Annotated in this window: 22 protein-coding genes; 10 read left to right on the plus strand and 12 right to left on the minus strand. The window is 70.5% G+C overall.

Annotated elements, in window-relative coordinates; genetic code table 11:
- Window position 1 precedes the first annotated feature (1 nt).
- The gene (gene pntB / locus HOO61_RS05410; RefSeq protein ID WP_172257554.1) at window positions 2–1,438 is read left to right on the plus strand and encodes a Re/Si-specific NAD(P)(+) transhydrogenase subunit beta; all 1,437 of its coding nucleotides are present in this window, start codon (window positions 2–4) and stop codon (window positions 1,436–1,438) included.
- Between the two features lie 3 nt (window positions 1,439–1,441).
- Here pntB and HOO61_RS05415 read toward each other — a convergent pair whose 3' ends face one another.
- The 3 genes from HOO61_RS05415 to HOO61_RS05425 all read right to left on the minus strand — a co-directional run bounded on the left by HOO61_RS05415 (window position 1,442) and on the right by HOO61_RS05425 (window position 4,715).
- Complete coding sequence (locus tag HOO61_RS05415) at window positions 1,442–2,359, minus strand: sugar ABC transporter permease (RefSeq protein WP_172257556.1); 918 nt, start codon at window positions 2,357–2,359, stop codon at window positions 1,442–1,444.
- On the minus strand, window positions 2,359–3,306 hold the full coding sequence (locus tag HOO61_RS05420) for a carbohydrate ABC transporter permease (RefSeq protein ID WP_216658552.1): 948 nt from the start codon (window positions 3,304–3,306) through the stop codon (window positions 2,359–2,361). Before HOO61_RS05420 ends, HOO61_RS05415 begins: the two co-directional genes overlap by 1 nt.
- Before the next feature lie 101 nt (window positions 3,307–3,407).
- On the minus strand, window positions 3,408–4,715 hold the full coding sequence (locus HOO61_RS05425; RefSeq protein WP_172257558.1) for an extracellular solute-binding protein: 1,308 nt from the start codon (window positions 4,713–4,715) through the stop codon (window positions 3,408–3,410).
- Between the two features lie 124 nt (window positions 4,716–4,839).
- Between HOO61_RS05425 and HOO61_RS05430 the strand changes: the two genes are divergently transcribed.
- The gene (locus HOO61_RS05430) at window positions 4,840–5,859 is read left to right on the plus strand and encodes a LacI family DNA-binding transcriptional regulator (RefSeq protein ID WP_172257560.1); all 1,020 of its coding nucleotides are present in this window, start codon (window positions 4,840–4,842) and stop codon (window positions 5,857–5,859) included.
- Window positions 5,860–5,870: 11 nt separating this feature from the next.
- On the opposite strand, the gene HOO61_RS05435 is transcribed toward HOO61_RS05430, so the two are convergent.
- The 3 genes from HOO61_RS05435 to HOO61_RS05445 form a co-directional block, all read right to left on the minus strand.
- Window positions 5,871–6,605: a VIT family protein gene (locus tag HOO61_RS05435; protein ID WP_367650037.1), complete on the minus strand. Its 735-nt coding sequence runs from the start codon at window positions 6,603–6,605 to the stop codon at window positions 5,871–5,873.
- Window positions 6,606–6,671: 66 nt separating this feature from the next.
- The gene (gene thpR, locus HOO61_RS05440) at window positions 6,672–7,238 is read right to left on the minus strand and encodes an RNA 2',3'-cyclic phosphodiesterase (protein WP_172257562.1); all 567 of its coding nucleotides are present in this window, start codon (window positions 7,236–7,238) and stop codon (window positions 6,672–6,674) included.
- Window positions 7,239–7,260: 22 nt separating this feature from the next.
- On the minus strand, window positions 7,261–8,406 hold the full coding sequence (locus HOO61_RS05445; RefSeq protein ID WP_172257564.1) for an acyl-CoA dehydrogenase family protein: 1,146 nt from the start codon (window positions 8,404–8,406) through the stop codon (window positions 7,261–7,263).
- A gap of 119 nt (window positions 8,407–8,525) precedes the next feature.
- Between HOO61_RS05445 and HOO61_RS05450 the strand changes: the two genes are divergently transcribed.
- Complete coding sequence (locus tag HOO61_RS05450; protein ID WP_172257566.1) at window positions 8,526–10,286, plus strand: cell wall metabolism sensor histidine kinase WalK; 1,761 nt, start codon at window positions 8,526–8,528, stop codon at window positions 10,284–10,286.
- A gap of 90 nt (window positions 10,287–10,376) precedes the next feature.
- On the plus strand, window positions 10,377–12,179 hold the full coding sequence (locus HOO61_RS05455; RefSeq protein WP_172257568.1) for a HAMP domain-containing sensor histidine kinase: 1,803 nt from the start codon (window positions 10,377–10,379) through the stop codon (window positions 12,177–12,179).
- Between the two features lie 4 nt (window positions 12,180–12,183).
- Here the strand turns inward: HOO61_RS05455 and HOO61_RS05460 are convergent, their stop codons facing one another.
- Window positions 12,184–12,903 carry a hypothetical protein gene (locus tag HOO61_RS05460; protein ID WP_172257570.1) on the minus strand — a complete coding sequence of 240 codons (720 nt, stop codon included), beginning with the start codon at window positions 12,901–12,903 and terminating at the stop codon, window positions 12,184–12,186.
- A 69-nt stretch (window positions 12,904–12,972) separates the two neighbouring features.
- On the minus strand, window positions 12,973–13,650 hold the full coding sequence (locus tag HOO61_RS05465) for an NAD-dependent deacylase (RefSeq protein WP_172257572.1): 678 nt from the start codon (window positions 13,648–13,650) through the stop codon (window positions 12,973–12,975).
- Window positions 13,651–13,729: 79 nt separating this feature from the next.
- Between HOO61_RS05465 and HOO61_RS05470 the strand changes: the two genes are divergently transcribed.
- Genes HOO61_RS05470 through HOO61_RS05480 form a run of 3 tightly spaced genes read left to right on the plus strand, consistent with a single transcriptional unit; the run spans window position 13,730 to window position 16,757 of the window.
- The gene (locus HOO61_RS05470) at window positions 13,730–14,533 is read left to right on the plus strand and encodes an N-formylglutamate amidohydrolase (protein WP_216658553.1); all 804 of its coding nucleotides are present in this window, start codon (window positions 13,730–13,732) and stop codon (window positions 14,531–14,533) included.
- Window positions 14,530–15,720: a tyrosine/phenylalanine carboxypeptidase domain-containing protein gene (locus tag HOO61_RS05475; RefSeq protein ID WP_172257574.1), complete on the plus strand. Its 1,191-nt coding sequence runs from the start codon at window positions 14,530–14,532 to the stop codon at window positions 15,718–15,720. Before HOO61_RS05470 ends, HOO61_RS05475 begins: the two co-directional genes overlap by 4 nt.
- Window positions 15,717–16,757 (plus strand): glutathione synthetase, encoded by a 1,041-nt coding sequence (locus HOO61_RS05480; RefSeq protein WP_172257576.1) that lies wholly within the window; start codon window positions 15,717–15,719, stop codon window positions 16,755–16,757. Before HOO61_RS05475 ends, HOO61_RS05480 begins: the two co-directional genes overlap by 4 nt.
- 18 nt (window positions 16,758–16,775) lie before the next feature.
- Here the strand turns inward: HOO61_RS05480 and HOO61_RS05485 are convergent, their stop codons facing one another.
- Complete coding sequence (locus HOO61_RS05485; protein WP_172257578.1) at window positions 16,776–17,066, minus strand: hypothetical protein; 291 nt, start codon at window positions 17,064–17,066, stop codon at window positions 16,776–16,778.
- A complete protein-coding gene (locus HOO61_RS05490) occupies window positions 17,066–17,467 on the minus strand; it encodes an ATP-binding protein (RefSeq protein WP_172257580.1) in 402 nt (133 codons plus the stop codon). Before HOO61_RS05490 ends, HOO61_RS05485 begins: the two co-directional genes overlap by 1 nt.
- Window positions 17,468–17,799: 332 nt before the next feature.
- Between HOO61_RS05490 and HOO61_RS05495 the strand changes: the two genes are divergently transcribed.
- Window positions 17,800–18,264 carry a DUF5994 family protein gene (locus HOO61_RS05495; RefSeq protein WP_172257582.1) on the plus strand — a complete coding sequence of 155 codons (465 nt, stop codon included), beginning with the start codon at window positions 17,800–17,802 and terminating at the stop codon, window positions 18,262–18,264.
- A 20-nt stretch (window positions 18,265–18,284) separates the two neighbouring features.
- Here the strand turns inward: HOO61_RS05495 and HOO61_RS05500 are convergent, their stop codons facing one another.
- Window positions 18,285–19,220 carry a 1,4-dihydroxy-2-naphthoyl-CoA synthase gene (locus tag HOO61_RS05500; RefSeq protein WP_172257584.1) on the minus strand — a complete coding sequence of 312 codons (936 nt, stop codon included), beginning with the start codon at window positions 19,218–19,220 and terminating at the stop codon, window positions 18,285–18,287.
- 381 nt (window positions 19,221–19,601) lie between these two features.
- Here HOO61_RS05500 and HOO61_RS05505 point away from each other — a divergent pair, with 381 nt between their 5' ends.
- A complete protein-coding gene (locus tag HOO61_RS05505) occupies window positions 19,602–20,042 on the plus strand; it encodes a nitroreductase family deazaflavin-dependent oxidoreductase (RefSeq protein ID WP_172257586.1) in 441 nt (146 codons plus the stop codon).
- Between the two features lie 2 nt (window positions 20,043–20,044).
- Here the strand turns inward: HOO61_RS05505 and HOO61_RS05510 are convergent, their stop codons facing one another.
- On the minus strand, window positions 20,045–20,224 hold the full coding sequence (locus tag HOO61_RS05510) for a hypothetical protein (protein WP_172257588.1): 180 nt from the start codon (window positions 20,222–20,224) through the stop codon (window positions 20,045–20,047).
- Between the two features lie 121 nt (window positions 20,225–20,345).
- On the opposite strand from HOO61_RS05510, the gene HOO61_RS05515 reads away from it, so the two are divergent.
- Window positions 20,346–21,662: an MFS transporter gene (locus tag HOO61_RS05515; RefSeq protein ID WP_367650038.1), complete on the plus strand. Its 1,317-nt coding sequence runs from the start codon at window positions 20,346–20,348 to the stop codon at window positions 21,660–21,662.
- Window positions 21,663–21,722 lie beyond the last annotated feature (60 nt).

Genomic DNA, 21,722 nt, shown 5'->3' on the forward strand with positions numbered 1-21,722 from the left:
CGTGGTCGAGTTCGTGTCGGGCGCCTACATCCTCGCGGCGCTGCTGTTCATCCTCGCCCTCGCCGGCCTCAGCAAGCACGAGACGGCCCGGCGGGGCAACGCGTTCGGCATGGCGGGCATGCTTCTCGCCCTGGTCGCCACGCTGCTGCTGGTCCTGGACCAGCTCACGGACGACCTCGTCGTCGACAAGACACCGATCCAGGTCGGGCTCGCGATCATCCTCGTGATGGGGTCGATCGGCGCGGTGATCGGCATCCGCCTGGCCCGCCGGGTCGAGATGACCGGGATGCCCGAGCTGATCGCGATGATGCACAGCTTCGTCGGCCTCGCCGCGGTCCTGGTGGGCTACAACACCTACATCGAGGTCGCCTCGGCGCACGGCGCCGTCGGGCTGGAGTCCGACGCGGTCCACAACGCCGAGGTCTTCATCGGCGTCTTCATCGGCGCGGTGACCTTCACCGGCTCGGTGGTGGCCAACCTCAAGCTGAGCGCGCGGATGAGGTCCGCGCCGCTCGTGCTGCCGGGACGCCACCTGCTCAACCTCGCCATCCTCGTGGGCTCGGCCGTGCTGATGGTGTGGTTCATGCTCAGCGACGGCTGGGTCGGCATGGCACCGCTGGCGATCATGACCGTCCTCGCGCTCGTGCTCGGCTTCCACCTCGTCGCCGCGATCGGCGGCGGTGACATGCCCGTCGTGGTGTCGATGCTCAACAGCTACTCCGGGTGGGCCGCGGCCGCGGCGGGCTTCATGCTCGGCAACGACCTGCTGATCGTCACCGGCGCGCTGGTCGGCTCGTCGGGTGCGATCCTCAGCTACATCATGTGCCGGGCGATGAACCGCTCGTTCGTGAGCGTCATCGCCGGCGGCTTCGGCTCCGACGGCACCGTCTCCGGGGAGGCGCGCGACTACGGCGAGCACCGCGAGATCAAGGCCGACGACGTGGCCGACCTGCTCGCGCACGCGTCCTCGGTCGTGATCACCCCCGGGTACGGCATGGCCGTCGCGCAGGCGCAGTACCCGGTCGCCGAGATGACGAGGAAGCTGCGAGACAAGGGCGTCGACGTCCGCTTCGGCATCCACCCCGTCGCCGGCCGCCTTCCCGGGCACATGAACGTCCTGCTCGCGGAGGCCAAGGTGCCGTACGACATCGTGCTCGAGATGGACGAGGTCAACGACGACTTTCCCGACACCGACGTCGTGCTCGTGATCGGCGCCAACGACACGGTCAACCCGGCCGCGATGGAGGAGCCCGGCTCCCCCATCGCCGGCATGCCGGTGCTCGAGGTCTGGAACGCCCGCGACGTGATCGTGTTCAAGCGCTCGATGGCCACCGGTTACGCCGGCGTGCAGAACCCGCTGTTCTTCAAGGACAACACGCAGATGCTCTTCGGCGACGCCAAGGACAAGGTCAACGAGATCGTCGCCGCGCTCGGCTGACGCTCAGCCCTTCGTGCCGCCGGCGGTCAGCCCCGCCACCAGGTGGCGCTGGGCGAAGAAGAAGACGATCGCCGCGGGGAGCGTGACGAGCACGGCCCCGGCGGTGAGCAGCTCCCAGCGGGGGCTGAACTGCGGGACGAACTGCTGCAGACCGGCGCCCAGCGTGTAGTTCCTGCTGCTCTGCATGAAGGCGATGGCGTACGCCACCTCCGCCCACGCGGTCAGGAACGTGTAGAACGCCGTCACGGCGATGCCGGGGCGCGCGAGCGGGAGGACGACGCGCCAGAACGTGCCGAACGGGCCGAGGCCGTCGAGGGCGGCCGCCTCGTCGAGCTCGCGCGGGATGGTGTCGAAGTAGCCGCGGAGCATCCACGCGCAGAACGGGACCGCGACGGTGAGGTAGGCGATGATGAGCGACGCCTTGGTGTCGATCAGCCCGAGGTTCGCCATGATCGTGTAGATCGGCACGATGAGGATCGCGACCGGGAACATCTGGGTGAGCAGGAAGGTCCACATCAGGCCGCGCTTGCCCGGGAAGTTGAAGCGGCTCAGGGCGTAGCCGGCGGTGGCGGACATGGCGATGCCGAACACCATCGTGAAGGCCGCGACGATGACCGAGTTGAGGAACCAGTAGGGGAAGTCGGTGCTGGTGAGCAGCGTCCGGTAGTTCTCAAGGGTCGGGCTGGCGAAGAGCGCGATCTCCGAGCGGCGGATCTCGCTGGCCGGCTTGATCGAGCTCAGCACGACCCACGCGATGGGGAACAGAGCGCAGAACGTCGCCAGGATCAGCGTGGCGTGCAGGCCGACGCTCGCCAGGGGCGAGCGCTCGCTGCGACGACGCTGGGGCGCGCGCGAGGTGGCCACGGTCTCGACGGGGTCGGCCGCGACTGCGGCGGGCGGCATCGCGGACATGCCGGACATCAGAACACCTCTCCCTGCTTGGCGAGCATGCGCTTGTAGACGCTGGCGTAGACGACGAGGATCGAGAGGATCAGCACGCCGTAGGTCGCGGCCAACGAGTAGTCGCGGATTCCCTCGAAGGCGGCACGGTAGGCGCCGGTCACGAGGATCTCGGTCTCACCGGCGGGCTGGCCGCGGGTGACGAAGTAGATGATCGGGAACATGTTGAAGGTCCAGATGGTGCCGAGCAGGATCACCGTCGAGCTGACCGGCCGAAGTCCCGGCAGCGTGATGTTGACGAAGCGCTGCCACGACGACGCGCCGTCGATCTCGGCCGCCTCGTAGAGGTCTCCGTTGATCGACTGGAGCCCGCCGAGGAGGGCCACCATCATGAACGGGACGCCGAGCCAGACGTTGGCGACGATGGCGGTGAACAGCGAGGTCCAGCGTTGCTCGAACCACGACACCGGGTCGAGGCCGATCGCGCGCAGGGCGCCGTTGATGACCCCGAAGCGCTCGTCGAAGATGAAGCGCCAGGCGAAGGCCGCCACGAAGGACGGCACAGCCCACGGCAGGATGAGCGCCACCCGGTAGAAGCCGCGGAAGCGGAACTCACGGTTGAGCATCACGGCCAGGCCCAGCCCCAGCCCGAAGTGGAAGGCGACGCAGGCGACCGTCCACACCAGGGTGTTGACGAACTGCAGCCAGAAGTCGCCCTGCGCGCCGGTGAGGATGTCGACGTAGTTGTCGAGCCCCACGAACTGGGCGGCGTCGGGGTTGGGCTCGCAGGTCTCCTCGCCCCCCAGGACCTTGGTGCAGATCTCGTCGCGCTGGTTGGACTCGTTGAGGTTGGTGAACGACTGAAGAACGCCCCGCACCAGCGGGTAGAACACGAGGACACCGAGCACGATCACGGTGGGGAGCACCATCGCCCACGCGTACCAGTGCTTGTCGAAGCTCTTGCGCATCCGTTGTCTCCGGGGGTCGAGAAGGTCTGCTGGGTGGGGGCTTCCCGCAGGGGGCCGGACCGGGACGTCGCCCGGCCCGGCCCCCTGCGGTCAGCAGGATGTCACTGGACCGAGTAGTCCGGGACCACGTCGCTCTTGTAGGTCTCCGCGACCTTGTCCAGGGCCGGCTGCACCGGCTTGCCCTGGATGAGCACCTCGGTGGCCATCTCGTCGAGCGGCGCGAAGAACTGGCCGCCCTCGGCGATCCACGGCCGCGGCTTGGCGACCTCCATGGCGTCGGCCCACAGCGCGACGCGCTCGTTGGTCACCATGTCGTACGAGTCGGCGTTGCCCGGCAGCAGGCCGAGCTCGTCGGCGATGAAGGCCTCGGACTCGGCCGAGCTCATGAAGGCGATGAACGCGGCCGCAGCCTCGGCCTTCTCGTCGTCCATGCCCGAGTAGACGACGTAGTTGTGGCCGCCGACCGGGGCGCCCTGGCCGGCACCGCCGGCGGGGACGGGCGCGACGCCGAGGTTGTCGATGCCCCCGAAGTTGGGGTCGTCGCTGATGCCGGCGACCTCCCAGGGACCGTTGATGATCATGCCGACCTTCTGCTCCTTGAACAGGGTCATCATCGTGCCGTAGGGGTCGTTGGCGGTCGGCTTGACCGACGTGCCGTCCTTGACCATGTCCTGGGCGGTCTGGATGCCGGTGACGGCCTCGGGGCTGTTGACGGTGATGGCCTCGCCCTCGACGTCGACGAGGTCGGCGCCCTCGCCGTACATGAAGGGCAGCAGGAAGTAGCCGCCGGAGTTGAGGTAGATGCCGTCGACCTTGGCCTTGCTCTTCAGCGCCTTGGCCGCCTCACGGACCTCCTCCCACGTCGTCGGCGGGGCCTCGGGGTCCAGGCCGGCCTTCTCGAAGAGCGCCTTGTTGTACATCAGGCCGAGCGTGTCGGTGACCTGCGGGACGCCGTAGGTCTTGCCCTCGTAGACGTTGCTGGAGAGCGGGGTCTCGAGGAAGTTGTTCTCCAGGGCCGCGGTGCCGTCGAGGGCGTAGAGGTAGCCCAGCGACGCGAACTCGGGGGTCCAGGCGACCTCGGCGCGGAGGATGTCGGGCGCACCCGAGCCGGACTCCGCGGCGGTCTTGAACTTGTTCTGCGTCTGGTCGAAGGGGACCGTCTCGTGCTTGATCGTGACGTCCGGGTACTCCTCGTTGAACTTCTTGATCAGCTCGTCGTAGGCAGGTGCCTCGTTGGTGGCGTCGGAGGTGTCCCACCAGGTGAGCTCTGCGCTGAGGTCGGCAGAGCTGCTGTCGCCCTCGTTGTCGGTGTTGCTGTCCGAGTCACCGCTGTCGCTTCCGCACGCCGCGAGCGTGAGGGCGAGGGCGGCGACGGCGATCCCGGCGGAGCCGGCCTTGAATCGGCGCATCGATGTCTCCCATTGAAAAGCGCGCCCGGGTGGACGCTTGTGATGACGGTCACCGGAGGTTAGCAAGAACATTCAGAATCTGAAAGACCTTGCAAGCCCTTTGCAAGGCTGCTTACATTCCGCCATGGCCACCCTCTCCCAGATCGCCGTCGAGGCCGGCGTGAGCGAGGCGACCGTGAGTCGCGTGCTCAACAGCAAGCCGGGCGTCAGCGAGGGGACGCGCCAGTCGGTGATCACCGCCCTCGACGTCCTGGGCTACGAGCGGCCGACCCACCTTCGCCAGCGCTCGGCGGGCCTCGTGGGCCTCGTCGTCCCCGAGCTGGAGAACCCCATCTTCCCGGCGTTCGCGCAGGTGATCGAGGACGCGCTCGCGCGCCGCCGCTTCACGCCCGTGCTCTGCACGCAGTCGCCCGGCAGCCTCTCCGAGGACGAGTACGTCGAGTCGCTCCTCGACCACGGCGTCGCCGGCATCATCTTCGTGTCGGGCAAGCACGCCGACACCCGCGCCGACCACGAGCGCTATCAGGTCCTCCTGGACCGGGGGCTGCCGGTGGTCTTCATCAACGGGTACGTCGACGGGGTCCCGGCGCCGTTCATCTCGGCCGACGACCGCGTGGCGATGGACATCGCTGTCGCTCACCTGGCCCACCTCGGGCATCGCCGCATCGGCCTGGCGATCGGGCCGGCGAGGTTCATGCCGTCGGCAAGGAAGCACGAGGGCTTCGTCGACGCGCTCGGCACCCACCTCGGCCTGACCGCGACCGAGGCGCGGTCGTGGATCGCGGAGACGATCTTCTCCGTCGAGGGCGGCGCGGCGGCCACCGGCCAGCTGCTCGAGCAGGGCGCCACGGCCATCGTCTGCGGCTCCGACATGATGGCGATCGGCGCCATCCGGGCGGCGCGCGCCGCCGGGTTCGACGTACCCCGTGACGTGTCGGTCGTCGGCTTCGACGACTCCCCGCTCGTGGCCTTCCTCGACCCGCCGCTCACCACCGTGCGCCAGCCGGTCGCGCAGATGGGCAGCACGGCGGTCGCCGCGCTCGCCGACGCCATCTCCGGCGATCCGGTCGCGTCCCGGGAGTACCTCTTCGCCCCCGAGCTCGTGCTGCGCGGGTCCACCGGTCCGGTGGCCGAGCGGGGCTGACCGAGGCCGGGTCAGCCGACCGTGGTGCCGGCGAGCATGCCGATCAGGTAGGTGACACCCATGGCCAGCACTCCGCCGGACACGTTGCGCACGACGGCCGGCAGGCGCGGGCTGTAGCCGATCCGGGCGCTGACGAACCCGGTGAGCGCGAGCGCGGCGACGGTGCTGAGGACGGTGACCAGGATCCGCACCCCGTCGGGCACGAACGCCACGACCAGCAGCGGGAGCAGGGCGCCGACCGTGAAGGCCAGCATGGAGGCCCACGCGGCGTGCCAGGGGTTGGTCAGGTTGTCGGGGTCGATGCCGAACTCGATGTCGGCGTGCGCGCGCAGGGCGTCGTGCTCGGTGAGCTCGCGGGCGACCTTCTCGGCCGTCTTCGGGGACAGGCCCTTCTCGACGTACATCGCGGCCAGCTCGCGCTCCTCGGTCTGCGGCATCTGCTGCAGCTCCTTGGCCTCGAGGTCGAGGATCGACCTCTCGGAGTCGCGCTGGGTGCTCACCGAGACGTACTCGCCCGCGCCCATGCTCAACGCGCCTGCGGTCAGCGCCGCGATGCCCGCGATGACGATCGCGCCGCTGTCGTCGGTGGCGCCGGCCACGCCCATCACGACGCCAGCGGTGGAGACGATGCCGTCGTTGGCGCCGAGCACCGCGGCCCGCAGCCAGTTGAGCCGCGTGCCGACGTGGTCGCCCAGCTCGTCGTGGAAGTGCTGGGGGTCCTCGTCCGTCCCGATCTCAAGGCTCACGTCCCGATCGTTGCTCGCGGGGGTGCTTCCCGCAACGAAGGTGAGGCTCGCCTGCCCGCGCCGCGATCAGCCGAGGGCGTACGTCTCGACGACCTCGTGGCGCGGGCGGCGGCGCGGACCCTCGCCGAGGTACGACGCCACCAGCGCCACCTCGTCCAGCTCCCACTCCGGTCCCTCGTAGCCGTCGAGCAGCCGCACCCACGACGTGACGTTGTCCGGGGTCCCGAGCCGGGCCAGCGTGAGGTGCGCGCGGAAGCGCTGCCCGTCGGTGCGTGCCCCGGCCTTCGACAGCGCGGCGCGGCAGCCGGTCGCCAGCCGGTCCAGCTCGGTGCGGCCGGCCTCGTCGGCGTCGAGCCGGGCGAAGAGCACCCGGGCGCGGTCGGGATGGGGGAAGGCGCCGCCGCCGGCCAGTCGCAGCCGCACCGGCCGGCGCTTGCGGGCCGCGCGCTCGAGCCGGTCGGCCAGGTCGTCGAGGGACCGGTCGGGGACGTCCTCGGCGAAGGCCAGCGTGAGGTGCCACTGGTCCGGCACGGTCCAGCGGTACGCCGCGGCATCGCGGCGCACCGCCAGGAAATCGTCGAGGTGGGCGACCACGTCCTCCGGGGGCACCGCCGCCACGAACATCCGCGTCATGCGCCCAGTGTGACCGCCACGGTCACAGGCCCAGGTCGCGCCCGATCAGCATTTTCATGATCTCGTTGGACCCCGCCCAGATCTTGGTCACCCGGGCGTCGCGCCAGGCGCGGGCCACGCGGTACTCGTTCATGTAGCCGTAGCCGCCGTGGACCTGGACGCAGTGGTCGAGGACGTCGTTCTGGACCTGCGAGGTCCACCACTTGGCCTTGGCCGCGTCGACGGGCGTCAGCTCCTTCTTGGTGTGGGCGACGACGCACTGGTCGACGAACGCCTGCGTGACGTCGACGCGCGTCACGAGGTCGGCGAGGAGGAACTGGGTGTTCTGGAAGGCTCCGATGGGCTGGCCGAAGGCCTGGCGGTCCTTGGCGTACTGGACCGTCTCCTCGAGGATCTGCTTGGCGTGGGCCAGGTTGGTGATCGCCGAGCCGAGGCGCTCCTGGGGCAGGAACTGCATCATCGAGATGAAGCCCGTGTCGAGCGGGCCGACCAGGTCGTCGTTGCTGACCCGCACGTCCTCGAAGGAGAGCTCGGCGGTGTCGGACTCGTCCTGGCCGACCTTGTCGAGCACCCGGCCGACGCTGAAGCCGTCGAGGGTGGTGTCGACGGCGAAGAGGGAGATCCCCTTGGCCTTCTTCTCCGGGCTGGTGCGGGCCGCGACGAGCACGATGTCGGCGGAGCCGCCGTTGGTGATGAAGGTCTTGGACCCGTTGATCACCCAGTCGTCACCGTCGCGCACCGCGGTCGTCTTGAGGTTGGCCAGGTCCGAGCCGCCGCCGGGCTCGGTCATGCCGATGGCGGTGACGATCTCGCCGGTGGCGCAGCCGGGCAGCCAGCGCGCCTTCTGCTCGTCGTTGGTCAGGTGCACCAGGTAGGGCACGGTGATGTCGGCGTGGATGCCGACGCAGCTCGGGAGGGTCATGTTGACCTTCGCGAGCTCCTCGGTGAGGACGGCGTTGAACCGGTAGTCGCCGGCCTCGGAGCCGCCGTGCTCCTCGGGGATCTCGAGGCCGAGGAAGCCCTGCTTGCCGGCCGCGAGCCAGAAGTCGCGGTCGAGGCCGTGCTGGTCGGCGTACGTCTCGAGGTGCGGGGCGACCTCGCGGTCCAGGAACTGCTTGACCGAGGCGCGGAAGGCCTCGTGGTCCTCGTCGTAGATCTCACGCTTCATGGCCGCTATGTTACCCGCGAGTCACCAAGCCGCGCCCATCCAGCGGAAGTAGGTCCGGAAGGGCCGGATCAGGCGTAACGTCACGGGCGTCGGGCTCGGGACGGTTGGTGGGAGCGGTGATGGACGACGACGGGCTGTGGGTACGCCCGCGGGGACGGGCGTGGGGCAACGAGGCCCAGCGCGCGGTGCTGCACGCGGTCGCCGAGGACGTCGCCAAGCGGACCCACCACAAGGTGGTCGCCATCGAGGCACTGCGCTCCGACGGCTACCTCGAGTTCGTCGCGATCGCCGGTGACGACGCCGCCCGCGCCAAGATGCTCGGCAAGGCCTCGCCGCTCGAGCTCAACCACATCCACCACCTCGGCGTCGAGATGGAGGGTTGGCAGCACATCCCCAGCGAGCGGCTCGACGACGAGACGCGGGCCTGGCTCGACGAGTACGGCCACAAGCCGGACGTGCCCGCATCCGGTCTGCCCAACGGGTGGGACCCGGACGACCAGCTGGTGCGCCTGCTCGAGAACGAGGACGGCGAGCTGCGCGGGCTGCTCTACCTCGACGAGCCGTGCTCCGGCCTGCGCCCGACGGCGGAGACCGTGGCAGCGATCAACGCCGAGGCGGGGGTGCTGTTCGAGGCGGTGATCAGCATCGTCGAGCGCGAGCTCTACGGCGAGCAGGTCCGCATGGTCACCCAGGCGCGGCGCGCCATCGAGAGCGTACGACCGGGGCTCGGTGTCCAGGACCTGCTGAGCGAGCTGTCGCGCGCGATGGTCGAGGCGATGGACGTGGCGACCGTCGACGTGATCGTGACCGGCGCCGACGTCCCCGGCATCGAGCAGGACCGGCTCCACGTGGCGGAGCTGATGCGCGGGCAGTGGGAGCGGCGCGGGCACGTGGTCGTGGAGCGGCAGCGCACGTGGAGCATGCAGGAGGAGTCGATCGAGACCCCGCACTCGCTCACCCGCCTCCTCGACACGCACGGCCTGGGGTCGGGGCTGCTGGTGCCGATCGGCGCCGGTGAGGAGTACCTCGGCACGCTCTCCATGGGTCGCGCGACCGACGCGCCACGCTGGAACGCCTCCGAGATCAACGCGGCCACCACCGTGGCCTCGGACCTGGCCCGGCTGCTGCTCGAGGCGCGGGTGAGGGAGCGCGAGCGGGCGCTCAACGCCGAGCTCCGCGACGTCAGCGACTACCGGCGCGACATGGTCCTGACCCTCGCCCACGAGCTGCGCAACCCGGTGAGCGTCCTCTTCTCCCACCTCGAGCTGCTCGGCCTCGAGCCACACTCCGACGAGGCGCGCCACTCCTTCGAGGCGCTCGAGCGCGCGGCGCGACGCATCGAGGACATGGTGGCGGACCTGATGACCCTCGCCTCGGTCAGCGACCCCGAACGGGGCGCGCCGTCGGGCGAGGTCGACCTGTCCACCCTGGTCAGGGACACCTACGAGTTCCTCGCGCCGACGGCGTCGCGCGCAGGGGTGGCGCTCGACGCGACGGTGGCGGACCACCTCGTGGTCACCGGCGAGGCGGCCGGGCTGGAGCGGATGGTCGCCAACCTGCTCTCCAACGGCGTCAAGTACACGCCCGAGGGCGGCCGGGTGTCGGTGGAGGCCTCGGCCCGGTCGCGGGACGGGGTCGACGGCGTCCTCGTCACCTGCGCCGACACCGGCATCGGCATCGCCGACGCGGAGCTGGACAAGGTGTTCACCCCCTTCTTCCGCTCGAGCAGTCCTGAGGCGCGCAGACGTCCGGGCACCGGGCTCGGCCTGGCGATCATGGAGCGCGTCGTGGCCGGCCACGGCGGGGCGGTCGAGGTCACCTCGACCCTCGGCGAGGGGACCACGTTCACCGTCTGGCTGCCGGCCGCGGGCAACAGCTGAGCCACAGCAGACGGCACAACCTGCAAAAACGGCCCGGGCCATCGCACCGCCCGCCTACGATCCCTGTGGGGTGGGGAGGGGCAGTGCACCATGGAGCAGGGCCGAACAGGGGAGCGCAGGACACGCGACCTCAGCTGGGGTGACCAGCGGGCTCGCGCGCTCATGCACGCCCTGGCCCGCGAGGCCGCCTCCCGGTCAGGCTTCCGTGTCTGCGCCATCGAGGTGGTCCGGCCCAAGGGCCTGCTCGAGTTCGTGGCGATCCACGGCGACGTGGCCAGCGCCGAGGAACGCCTCGGCACGGCGTCGCGCCTCGCCGACATGCAGCTCGTCTTCGCCGAGGGCGAGCAGCACGGGCACTTCCTCTGGATCCCGTACGAGAACCTCTCCGAGGAGATCCGCGAGCGCATCGACGGCGTCGTCGTGGTCCCCGAGAGCGCCGCCACCGGCGCGCCCGGCGAGTGGCACCCGATGGACATGCTCGTCGCCCGGATCGCCGACGAGCGCGGCGACCTGCGCGCCCTGCTCTACCTCGACGTGCCGACCGACCTCGCGCGACCCGACAAGGCCCGGCTGCTCGCGGTCAGCGACGAGCTCGAGACCGTCCTGCTCTCGGTCGTCACGCTCGTGGAGCGCGAGGAGTACGCCGACCACATGCGGTTGATCCGGGCCACCCGCCGGCTGGCCCGGTCCAACCCGGCGCGCCACGACGTGGCGCACCTCGTCCGCGAGGCCCGCTCGACCCTGCTCGGGGCGCTGTCGGTCGACGAGCTGGAGATCCGCGTCTTCATCGACGAGGACGCCGACACCCCCGACAGCCTGGGCCTGGAGATGGCGTCCGACGTGCGGCGCGCGCTGGAGGCGGCAGCCGCCCGCGCGTGGACGCACCAGCGCGTGCTGATCATCGAGCCGGGGCACGTGTGGGGCGACCCCGAGCTCGAGGCGTACGCCGACTGGTTCACCTCCGCGCTCGAGGTCGCCGGCTTCGAGGCCGTCGTCGTCGCGCCCGTCGGCGTCGACGACGAGGTGCTCGGCATGCTGATGTGCGCCCGCCGCACCGGATCGCGGCGCTGGACCGACGGCGAGGGCGTCGCCGCGCTGGAGCTCGGCCACGACCTCGGACGTGCGATCGCCAACGCGCACGCCACCCAGCGCGAGCGCCGCCTCCTCGAGGAGCTGCGTGAGCTCGAGGTGGCGCGCCACTGGTTCCTGCGCGAGCTGACCCACGAGATCAACAACCCGATGACGGTCATCGCCGCGAATGCCGAGTTCCTGGCCTCGAGCGAGGTCATCGCCGACTCGGACCGACGTCGCGCGCAGGCCATCCAGCGCGCCAGCGAGCGGCTGGGCGACCTGCTGCAGGGACTCTCCATGCTGTCGCAGGTCAGCGACCCGCAGCAGCCGCCGGCCATGCAGCACGTCGACCTGGTCCGCGTCGTCGAGGAGACGATGGTCGCCATGGCCGCCGTGGCCGAGCGCGCGGGCATCACGCTCCACCTCGTCGGCGACGTCGACGAGGCCGTCGTGCAGGGCGACCCGCGCGAGATCGCGAGCGCCGTCTCCAACCTGGTCGACAACGCCGTGAAGTACTCCGACGCGGGTCACGAGGTGTGGATCGGCGTGGAGCACCGACCCGACGGCGGCCTGTCGTTCGTCTGCAAGGACGAGGGCATCGGGATCTCGGAGGCCGACCAGGCCAACCTCTTCGCCCCCCTCTTCCGCTCGACCAACGAGGAGGCGCTGATGCGTCCCGGGACCGGCCTCGGTCTCGGCATCGTGCGGGAGATCATGCACCGCCACGGCGGCCGCGTCGAGGTCGAGTCGACCCTCGGCCGCGGCACCCGCGTGCGCCTCCACTTCCGACCACTCGCCCCCCAGACCGCGCCGACGGCCTGAGCCGTCAGGGGCGCAGGATGTCCTTCCGGGCCGGCGCCTCGACGTCGACGTCGTCGCCGAACTCCGTGAGGGCGATCGTGCCACCGTCCCGGGTGGCCGTGGACTCGATCCTGACGACGTGGTGGGGTGACTCGCTCCGGACCCAGACCATCTCGTCGTGCCCGCCCCCGGGGGAGGCGGTCAGCTGGACTACTGGGTGGCCGTCGATGCTGCTCTCGTCGCCGACGGTGGCAGCAGCGCTGTCCCAGTCGTCCGGTCTCTCGTCGAACGCGACGACCTCGAACGCCTCGAGCAGCTCCTCGAAGTCGCAGAGCGACCGGACGGCCTTGCGCTCGATCGGAAGCCAGGACCTGCTCAGGCGGTCGAGCGTCCTGGCGGGCAGTGCGCTCCCGCCCAGGCGCTTGAAGGCACCGGACTCACCCTTGACCCAGGCGCGGGCGCCGATCCTGCGGACGTCGAGGTGACTCCCTGAGATCCTGACGGTGCCGGTGCAGCGATTGTCACGATCCACGCTGACGTCGACGAAGAGCTGTTCGCCGGCCTGCCTGACCTGACCGGTGAGCCGCATGCTCGTCACGTCCTGCATCGCCGCACTGGCGGCGGCGATGATCGACTCGCCGCTTTGCTTGGCGAAGTCGCTCGTGGTGAGGTCGTCGTACACGCTGCAGCCGCTGGCTGCCACGGTCAGCGCGACCGACACGGCCACGCACCGGATCGTTCGCATGAGGTCCCCTTCGTCCTGCGCCGCACGATCACACCACGGTCCGCGGCGCGGCGCAGACGAACGGACAAGTCAGGCGAGCAGCTCTTCCACCCATGCGGGGACGAGGTGGGTGGCCGGCCCTCGGCGGGACTCGGCGAAGTCGGTCGCGCCGGCGCTGGGCTCCAGGTTGAGCTCCAGGGTGGCCCCGCGGGCCCAGTGGACGAACGCGGCCGCTGGGTACACGACGCCCGAGGTGCCGATCGACACGAAGAGGTCGCACGCGTCCAGCGCCTGCTCGACGAGGTCCATGCCGTAGGGGATCTCGCCGAACCACACGATGTCGGGCCGCAGGCCGGATGCCCCGCATGAGGGGCAGGCCGGCCCGTCGGCCAGGGGCCCCTGCCAGTCGTGCCGCTCGTCGCAGCGGGTGCACCACGCCGACCGCAGCCGGCCATGGATGTGGTGCACGCGCCGGGAGCCGGCCCGCTCGTGGAGGTCGTCGACGTTCTGGGTGACGACCAGCAGGTCGTCGCCGAGTGCGTCCTCGAGGCGTACGAGGGCGTGGTGCGCGGCGTTCGGCTCGACCTGCGACAGGGCGGCCCGCCGCGCGTCGTAGAAGTGCTGCACGAGACCGGGGTCGTCGGCGTACGCCTCCGGGGTCGCGACCTGCATGGGGTCGTGGCCCTCCCACAGCCCACCGGAGTCGCGGAACGTGGTGAGTCCGCTCTCGGCCGAGATGCCGGCACCGGTCAGCACGACGATCCGCATGTTCCACTCCTACCAGCCCGTCACCCCCAGGGGTGCGTCGGGTGGAGGTGGGTGCCCGGACTCCGGTAGACAGGCGGCCATGACGGACTTGGGAGGGACGTCGGACGCTGTGGCGTTCGTCGGAGAGTGGGACAGCCCGGTCGTGGCGACCGCGGTGCACGCCGGGCACGAGCTGCGGCCGGAGATCGCGGAGGCGATGGTGCTCGACCGGGCCGAACGCTTCCGCGAGGAGGACCCGTTCACCGACCGGCTCGCCGCTGTCGTCCCGGACCACGTCGTGACGTCGCGATCGCGCTTCGAGGCCGACCTCAACCGTCCGCGCCGCGAGGCGGTCTACCGCAAGCCCGACGACTGCTGGGGGCTCGACGTCTGGCGCGACGGCGAGCTGTCCGACGACCTGTTCACGGGCAGCCTCGAGACCTACGACGCGTTCTACGACGCCCTCGCGCCGCGGCTCGACGCGCTGGCCGAGCGGGGCCCGTTCGTGCTGCTCGACGTGCACTCGTACAACCACCGTCGCGACGGTGCCGACGAGCCGCCGGCCCCCGCTGAGGAGAACCCCGAGGTCAACGTCGGCACCGGCAGCGTCGAGGAGGATGTCTTCGGACCGCTCGTGGAGCGGTTCATGGGCGACCTGCGTGACGCCTCGCTCGGATGTGGGCCGATCGACGCGCGGGAGAACGTCGCCTTCGAGGGCCGCAACCTCGCGTGGTGGGTGCACGACCGCTACCCGCGCGTGGGATGCGTGCTCGCGCTGGAGTTCAAGAAGACCTTCATGGACGAGTGGACCGGTGAGCTGCACGCCGACCGCTTCCGCCGCTCCCAGATCGGCCTGGCGGCGGCCCTCCCCGGCCTGCACGACGAGCTCGAGCGACTGCGGTGACCGACGGCGACGGCCCGGCGGGGCGGGGTGCGGAGCTCAGCGCCACCGACCTGGCCGTGGACCACCGCCTGTCGCTGCTCGCCCAGAGCTTCCGCTTCCTGCTCGACGTCACCCCCGTCGACGCCGACGACCTGCGCGACGACTTCCTGACGGGGCGCCAGCCCGACCCGCCGTTCACCTACCGCGAGCTCGAGACCGACCCCGCCGTCGTACGCGCCGAGCTCGATGACATCGACCTCGGGACGGTCGAGGATCCCGTCCTCGGCCAGCTGCTGCGCGCCAAGCACCGCGAGATGGAGCTGCAGCTCGACATGCTCGAGGCGCGCGACACCGAGGACTTCCTGCCGCTGAGCGTGGAGCTGTACGGCGGCGTGTCCCCGTCGCTGCGCCGACAGGCGGAGGCGCTGCTCGCCGACATCACCCGCACCGAGCCGACCACGGAGGCGCTCGACGCCGAGGCGTTCCTCGAGCTCGCCGAGGCCGAGATCGCGCGCTACCGCGACGAGGACCCCGACCTCGACATGCACGCCGAGATCCGTCCCGACGTCAACGGCGTCATGGTCTCGGGCGACGTGCTGCTCATCGGCCCGGAGACCAAGGTCCAGCAGGCGCGCGCCCAGGCGCTGCTCCACCACGAGGTGGGCACCCACCTCGTCACCCAGGCCAACGGCACCCACCAGCCCATCAAGGTGCTCGGCGTCGGGCTCGCCGGCTACGACGAGACGCAGGAGGGGCTGGCGGTCCTCGCCGAGATCGCGTGCGGCGGACTCACCGCCTTCCGCCTGCGCCAGCTCGCCAGCCGCGTCCTGACCGTGCACCGCCTCGTCGCCGGAGCGACGTTCGCGGAGGCCCACGAGGCGCTCGTCGCCGACGACTTCCCCGAGCACAGCGCATGGACGACCGTCATGCGCGTCTACCGCTCCGGCGGCATGACCAAGGACGCGATCTACCTGCGCGGGCTCGTCGAGCTGCTCGAGCACCTCGGCTCCGGCGGCTCGCTCGACCAGCTCTGGCTCGGCAAGTTCTCGCTGCGCGACCTGCCCCTGATCGGCGACCTCGAGGCGCGCGGGCTGCTGCGCCCGCCCCGCGTCCTGCCCCGATACCTGCACGACCCGTCCGCTCACGACAACCTCGCCCGCGCGGCCGGCACCGAAGACCTCAGCACACTCCTGGAGGGACACGCATGAAGATCGGATTCGTCGTCAACGACATCGAGACGGAGAAGGCGGAGTACACCACCAACCGCCTCGCCCTGGCTGCGAAGGAGATGGGGCACGAGGCCTGGTACATGGGCATCGGTGACTTCGCCTACGAGCCCGACGGGTCGCTGAGCACCAAGGCCCGCGCGGGTCAGGCGAAGTCCTACCGCTCCTTGGAGCGGCACATGTCGGACGTCCAGAAGCCCGACGTCGAGCAGCTCATCGGCATGAGCGAGTTCGACGTGGTCATGCTGCGCAACGACCCGGCCGACGACGCCGAGACCGACCCGTGGCGCAACAACGCCGGCGTCGCCTTCGGCCAGCTGATCGCCTCCAGCGGCGTGCTCGTCGTCAACGACCCCACCAGCCTGGCCAACGCGCTGTCGAAGGCCTACTTCCAGCACTTCCCGGAGATCGTCCGACCCCGCACGCTCATCTCCCGCGACGAGGACATGATCGAGGAGTTCATCACCGACCTCGGCGGCAAGGCCGTCCTCAAGCCGCTCCAGGGCTCGGGCGGGGCCGGGGTCTTCCTCGTCGACCGCAAGGAGGCGCCCAACCTCAAGCAGATCATCGAGGCCATCTCGCGCGACGGCTACGTCGTCGCCCAGGAGTACCTCCCCGAGGCCGCCAAGGGCGATGTGCGGATGTTCGTGATGAACGGCGAGCCGTTGATGGTCGACGGCGAGTACGCCGCGTTCCGGCGTACGCCGTCGACGAAGGACATCCGCTCCAACATGTCCGCCGGCGGCAAGGCCGAGAAGGTCAAGGTCACCGACGAGATGCTCGAGATGGTCGAGGTCGTGCGCCCCAAGCTGGTCGCGGACGGGATGTTCCTCGTCGGGCTCGACATCGTGGGAGACAAGCTGATGGAGATCAACGTCTTCAGCCCCGGCGGCCTCGGCAGCGCCCACAGCCTCTACGAGGTCAACTTCGCGCCCGCGATCATCGCCGAGCTCGAGCGCAAGGTGAACATCCGCAAGCACTACCCCGAGATCGACAACACGAGCCTCGCGACCAGCTGATCCCTGTCCTCCGGCACCTCAGCCCCTACCGGGAGGCAGGCTGTTCAGGCGCCGGGCCAGGGCCCAGCGGTCCTTCCGGGACGCTGCCCGGTCCTCGTGGGCCTGCCGGCGGTCGAGAGCGGCCGCCCGTCGCTGGGACCACTGAGCCCCGTAGCTGCTCTCGGCGTCGAGCATCTCTGCGAGGTCGATCGCGCGGTCCCGCTCGTCAGCAGCTGCGTCGCGTGCATCGGCGGCTGCGTCACGCTCGTCGCCGGCGGCCAGGATCGCCTGGACCTCGGCGGACAGGCCGCCCGTGTCGATCGACGTCATCACGTGCCCGCCGTGCTGATCTCGAAGGTGGCCCACACCGTCTTCGATCTCACGCCGGTGATGACCCCCCAGTCACGACTGATCACGTTCACGATGCCCAGGCCGCGACCGCCCGCCGACAGCGCCTGGTCCGAGTCATGGGCCGTGATCCAGGCCGAGTCGTCACTGACCGCCACGCGGACCGTGCCGTCCTCCCGGGACAGCGTCACGACGAACGGGGTCTGTCCGTGGACCAACGCGTTGGTCGCGAGCTCGCTGACCACCAGACGAACCGGCTCGACGAGGAGCGTCAGTCGATGGTCGACGAGATGACGGCTGACGAAGGCTCGGGCTCCGGCCGCGCTGATCGGGGTGGCCTCGAGGGTGGTGCCGTGTGACCAGTTCCGCTCCGCGCCTGCCATGACACGCTCCTACCTCGGACCCCGGTGAACTCGATGGCCTCGATGGGTCCGCCGGCTGAGACCGGGACACCGCGGTCTGGTCGTGTCGCCGATGGCGTTCTCGACAGTACGCCTGTCCGATCGCGACTGGAAGGGATCCACTTCGAGCCGCCGCCGGTGTCTTCTCCGGGAGCACGGGTGGTGAAGACCGACCAGCGACGTTGGCGTCAGGTGCAGCAGCGGGCCTGACCGCGATCGGCCCGTGACCGTCGACGTGAGTAGTAGGGTTCCAGCCCAGGACCCATGCGATCGACGTCACCTCGGCATCGAGTGCCGGTCGAGAGGCGGACGCCATGACCGCGCCGCAGATCGTTTCCACTCCCCAGAGCAATCGCCCGCTGCGCCTGCGGCTGGGTCGCCCTCCCGGCCAGGACCGGCTGGACGGTGCGTGGTGGCCCTACAGCCGCGACCTCGAGTCCGAGATGTCGGACCTCGTGCACCAGTTCCCGCCCACCCACGGGCGCATCAGTCGGGCGGTGTACTCGCGCCCCGACTGGGACACAGCACCTCGCAGGCTCACGGCCGGTGGGAGGGTGGTCGAGGTAGAGGCGCTCCCACGCGACGACACGCACGTGCTGATCGCCGAGCTCAGCGATGGCCGACGGCTGACTCTGCTCGTGGTGCCGCCGGACTTCACGCCGGGTCAGGGCGAGGAGGCGCTCCTGGCCGGCAGCACCGCGGGAAACCGACACGCGGCGGGCGAGCTCCTCCTCGAGGTCACCGACCAGCACGACGCCGACCCCGCCGACCGTTGGTAGCCGGCCTGGCGGCCGCGAAGTCAGTAGTACCAGGGGTAGGGCGACCAGTCCGCCTCACGCTTCTCGAGGAACTGGTCGCGCCCTTCCTGCGCCTCGTCGGTCATGTAGGCCAGGCGGGTGGTCTCGCCAGCGAAGAGCTGCTGGCCGACGAGGCCGTCGTCGAGGAGGTTGAAGGAGTACTTCAGCATCCGCTGCGCGGTGGGAGACTTGCCGTTGATCTTCCGGCCCCAGTCGAGGGCGACCCTCTCGAGGTCGGCGTGCTCGACGACGCGGTTGACCGCGCCCATGCGGTGCATCTCCTCGGCGTCGTACTCGTCGGCGAGGAAGAAGATCTCGCGGGCGAACTTCTGCCCGACCTGGCGCGCGAGGTAGGCCGAGCCGTAGCCGCCATCGAAGGAGCCGACGTCGGCATCGGTCTGCTTGAAGCGGGCGTGCTCGCGGCTGGCAAGGGTGAGGTCGGCGACGACGTGCAGGCTGTGGCCGCCGCCGGCCGCCCAGCCGGGAACGACGCAGAGGACGACCTTCGGCATGAAGCGGATCAGCCGCTGGCACTCGAGGATGTGGAGCCGGGCGAGCTTCGCCTTGTCGATGGGGTTGGGCTCGGCGCCCGCGTCGGTGTGCCCGTCGGTCTCGTACTGGTAGCCGGCCCGGCCGCGGATGCGCTGGTCGCCGCCGGTGCAGAAGGCCCACTTGCCGTTCTTCGCGCTCGGGCCGTTGCCCGTGAGGATGACGCAGCCGACGTCGGCCGACGTACGCGCGTGCTCGAGGGTGCGCAGCAGCTCGTCGACCGTGTGCGGGCGGAACGCGTTGAGAACGTCGGGCCGGTCGAACGCGATGCGGACGGTGCCGTGTTCACGGGCGCGGTGGTAGGTCAGGTCCGTGAGGTCGTCGAAGCCGGGCACCACGTCCCAGGCCTCGGGGTCGAAGATCTCGCTGACGCCCTCGATCGCACTCATGCACGTACTCGCTTCGCTCCGTGCGCGCATGAGGCACCAGGCACGCTGCGTTGGATGATTCGCTCGCTGCGCTCGCTCATGGCCCGGAGGCTATCGGTCGGCTCGCACCGGGGGCCGGGGTAGTCCAGTGACCTCTGGCTGCCGTGGGCGGTAGTCCAGTGACTTCTGGCTGCCGTGGGAGGTAGTCCAGTGGGGTGTGGTCGTCCTGTGCCGCATTTCCAGCCACTTCCCACTGGACTACCGAGGTGCCAGCCACTACTCACTGGACTACCCCGCTCGGCGCGGCGGGCGGGTCGCCCGGACCGCCCCTCGACGACCGTTTCCCGGTGGACTACCCCGAGCGGTGAGGAAGATCGTCGCCGCCCGTGGTGTTGTGGCGGCATGGCACTGACTGGAACGTACGTCCCGAGCAAGGCCGAGTGGGTCCGCAAGCAGGTGGCCGAGTACGAGGCCAGCGACGGCGAGAAGGCCAACACGCTGCCCAACACGAGCTACCCGATCGTCGTCATCACCTCGGTCGGCGCGAAGTCCGGGAACCTCCGCAAGAACCCGGTGATGCGGGTCGAGCGCGACGGGGCCTACCTCGCGGTCGCCTCGAAGGGCGGCGCGCCCGACAACCCGGAGTGGTACTACAACTTCGTCGCCCACCCCGAGGTCGAGCTGCAGGACGGGGCGGAGGCGCACGTCTACACCGCCCGCATCCTCGAGGGCGACGAGCGGGCCGACTGGTGGGAGCACGCCGTCGCGACCTGGCCGACGTACGCCTCCTACCAGGAGAAGACCGACCGGGAGATCCCGCTCTTCCTCCTCGAGCGCGCCTGACGTCAGGTCGCCGGCTCGTCGAGCGCCGGCTCCTCCTCGTCCACGACCGCCTCCTCGTCGAGGTCCTCGTCGTGCACGACCGTCTCGGCGTCCGGGTCGAGGTGGGCCGGCGCCTCGGGCTCGAACGGCTCGGCCGCCTGCTCCAGCTCGTCGGGGATGTCGCTCCCTGCCTGGTCCGTCATCACAACCTCCTGTCGTCGGGTGGGTCGAACGTACCCCCGCTCGCGCTGGCGTGATCGCACGGGCGGCGCCCCCGTCACGCCACCCTTCCCGCCGGGACGTCCCGGCCCCCACAATGACGCCGTGACGACCACGCTGCCGACCCGTTCGGCGTTCGACGAGCCCGTCGACAACCCGCCGGCACGCTGGGTCGGCGCACTGGTGCTGCTGAACCTCGGCGTGATGGCCGGGTGGTTCGGGCCGATCCAGGTCCTCCTGGCCCAGCAGGCCGACCGGATCGCGGCCGCCGAGCCCGGCGGGATGAGCAAGGAGGCGCTGCTCGCCGTCGTCCTCTTCAGCGGTGCCGCGGTGTCGCTGTTCGCCAACCCGGTGTGGGGCGCCTTCAGCGACCGTACGCGCTCGCGCCTGGGCCGCCGCGTGCCGTGGGTGCTGGGTGGCGTGGTGCTCGGCGCCGCCTCGCTGCTGCTGCTGTCCGTCGCCGAGAGCGCCGCCCTGATGGTGCTGGCCTGGTGCCTGGTCCAGCTCGCGCTCAACGCGGCGTGGGCCGGCGGCGTCGCGGCCGTGCCCGACCAGGTCCCCGTCGAGCGGCGGGGCCTCATCGGCGGGCTCGTCGCCATCGCCGGCACCGTCGGCGTGCTGCTCGGCATCAAGATCGCGGAGGTGACCGGTTCGATCGCGCAGGGCTACCTCGTGATCGCGGTCGTGATGCTGCTGCTCTCGGTGCCGTACCTCGTCGGCTCGCGGGACCTCGCGCTGCCACCCGACCACCCGCTGGAGCCGACGGACTGGCGGCGGCTGCTCCGATCGTTCTGGGTCTCGCCGCGCGAGCACCCCGACTTCGCCTGGGCCTGGCTCACCCGGCTGCTGGTCAACCTGGGCAACTGGATCGCGCTCAACTACCTCTACTACTTCCTCACCGACGGGCTCGGCTTCGGCGACGACGACGCCACCGCGAAGCTGGGGACGCTCGTCCTCATCTACGGCGCGTGCACCGTCGCCACGACCGTCGTGGTCGGGCACTGGAGCGACCGCGTGGGCCGGCGCAAGGTCTTCGTGATCTGGTCCGGGGTGCTGATCGGGGCGAGCTCGCTCGTCCTCGGGTTGTGGCAGGACTGGCCGGGCGCGCTGCTGGCCGCCGTGGTGCTCGGTGCGGGGTTCGGCGTCTACCAGGCCGTCGACTTCGCGCTCATCACGCAGGTCCTGCCCGGGGCCGGTGACCGGGCCAAGGACCTCGGCGTCATCAACATCGCCTCCGCCCTGCCACAGGTGCTCGCCCCCGCCATCGCCGGCCTCATCCTCGTCGTCGTACGCGAGCTCGGCGGCTCCGTCGCCACGCAGGGGGAGGCCTGGTCGCTCGGCTACGGCGTCGTCTACTTCGTCGGCTTCGTGCTCTGCGTCCTCGGCTCGGTCTTCGTCACGCGCATCAAGTCGGTCGCCTGAGCCCCCGGATCGCGCCCTTGAGCGGTGAGTGACGCAGGTCGGGCCTGGAACGTGTCTCAC

It is taken from the genome of Nocardioides sp. zg-1230 (assembly GCF_013155335.1).
In the GTDB taxonomy this organism is placed as follows: domain Bacteria; phylum Actinomycetota; class Actinomycetes; order Propionibacteriales; family Nocardioidaceae; genus Nocardioides.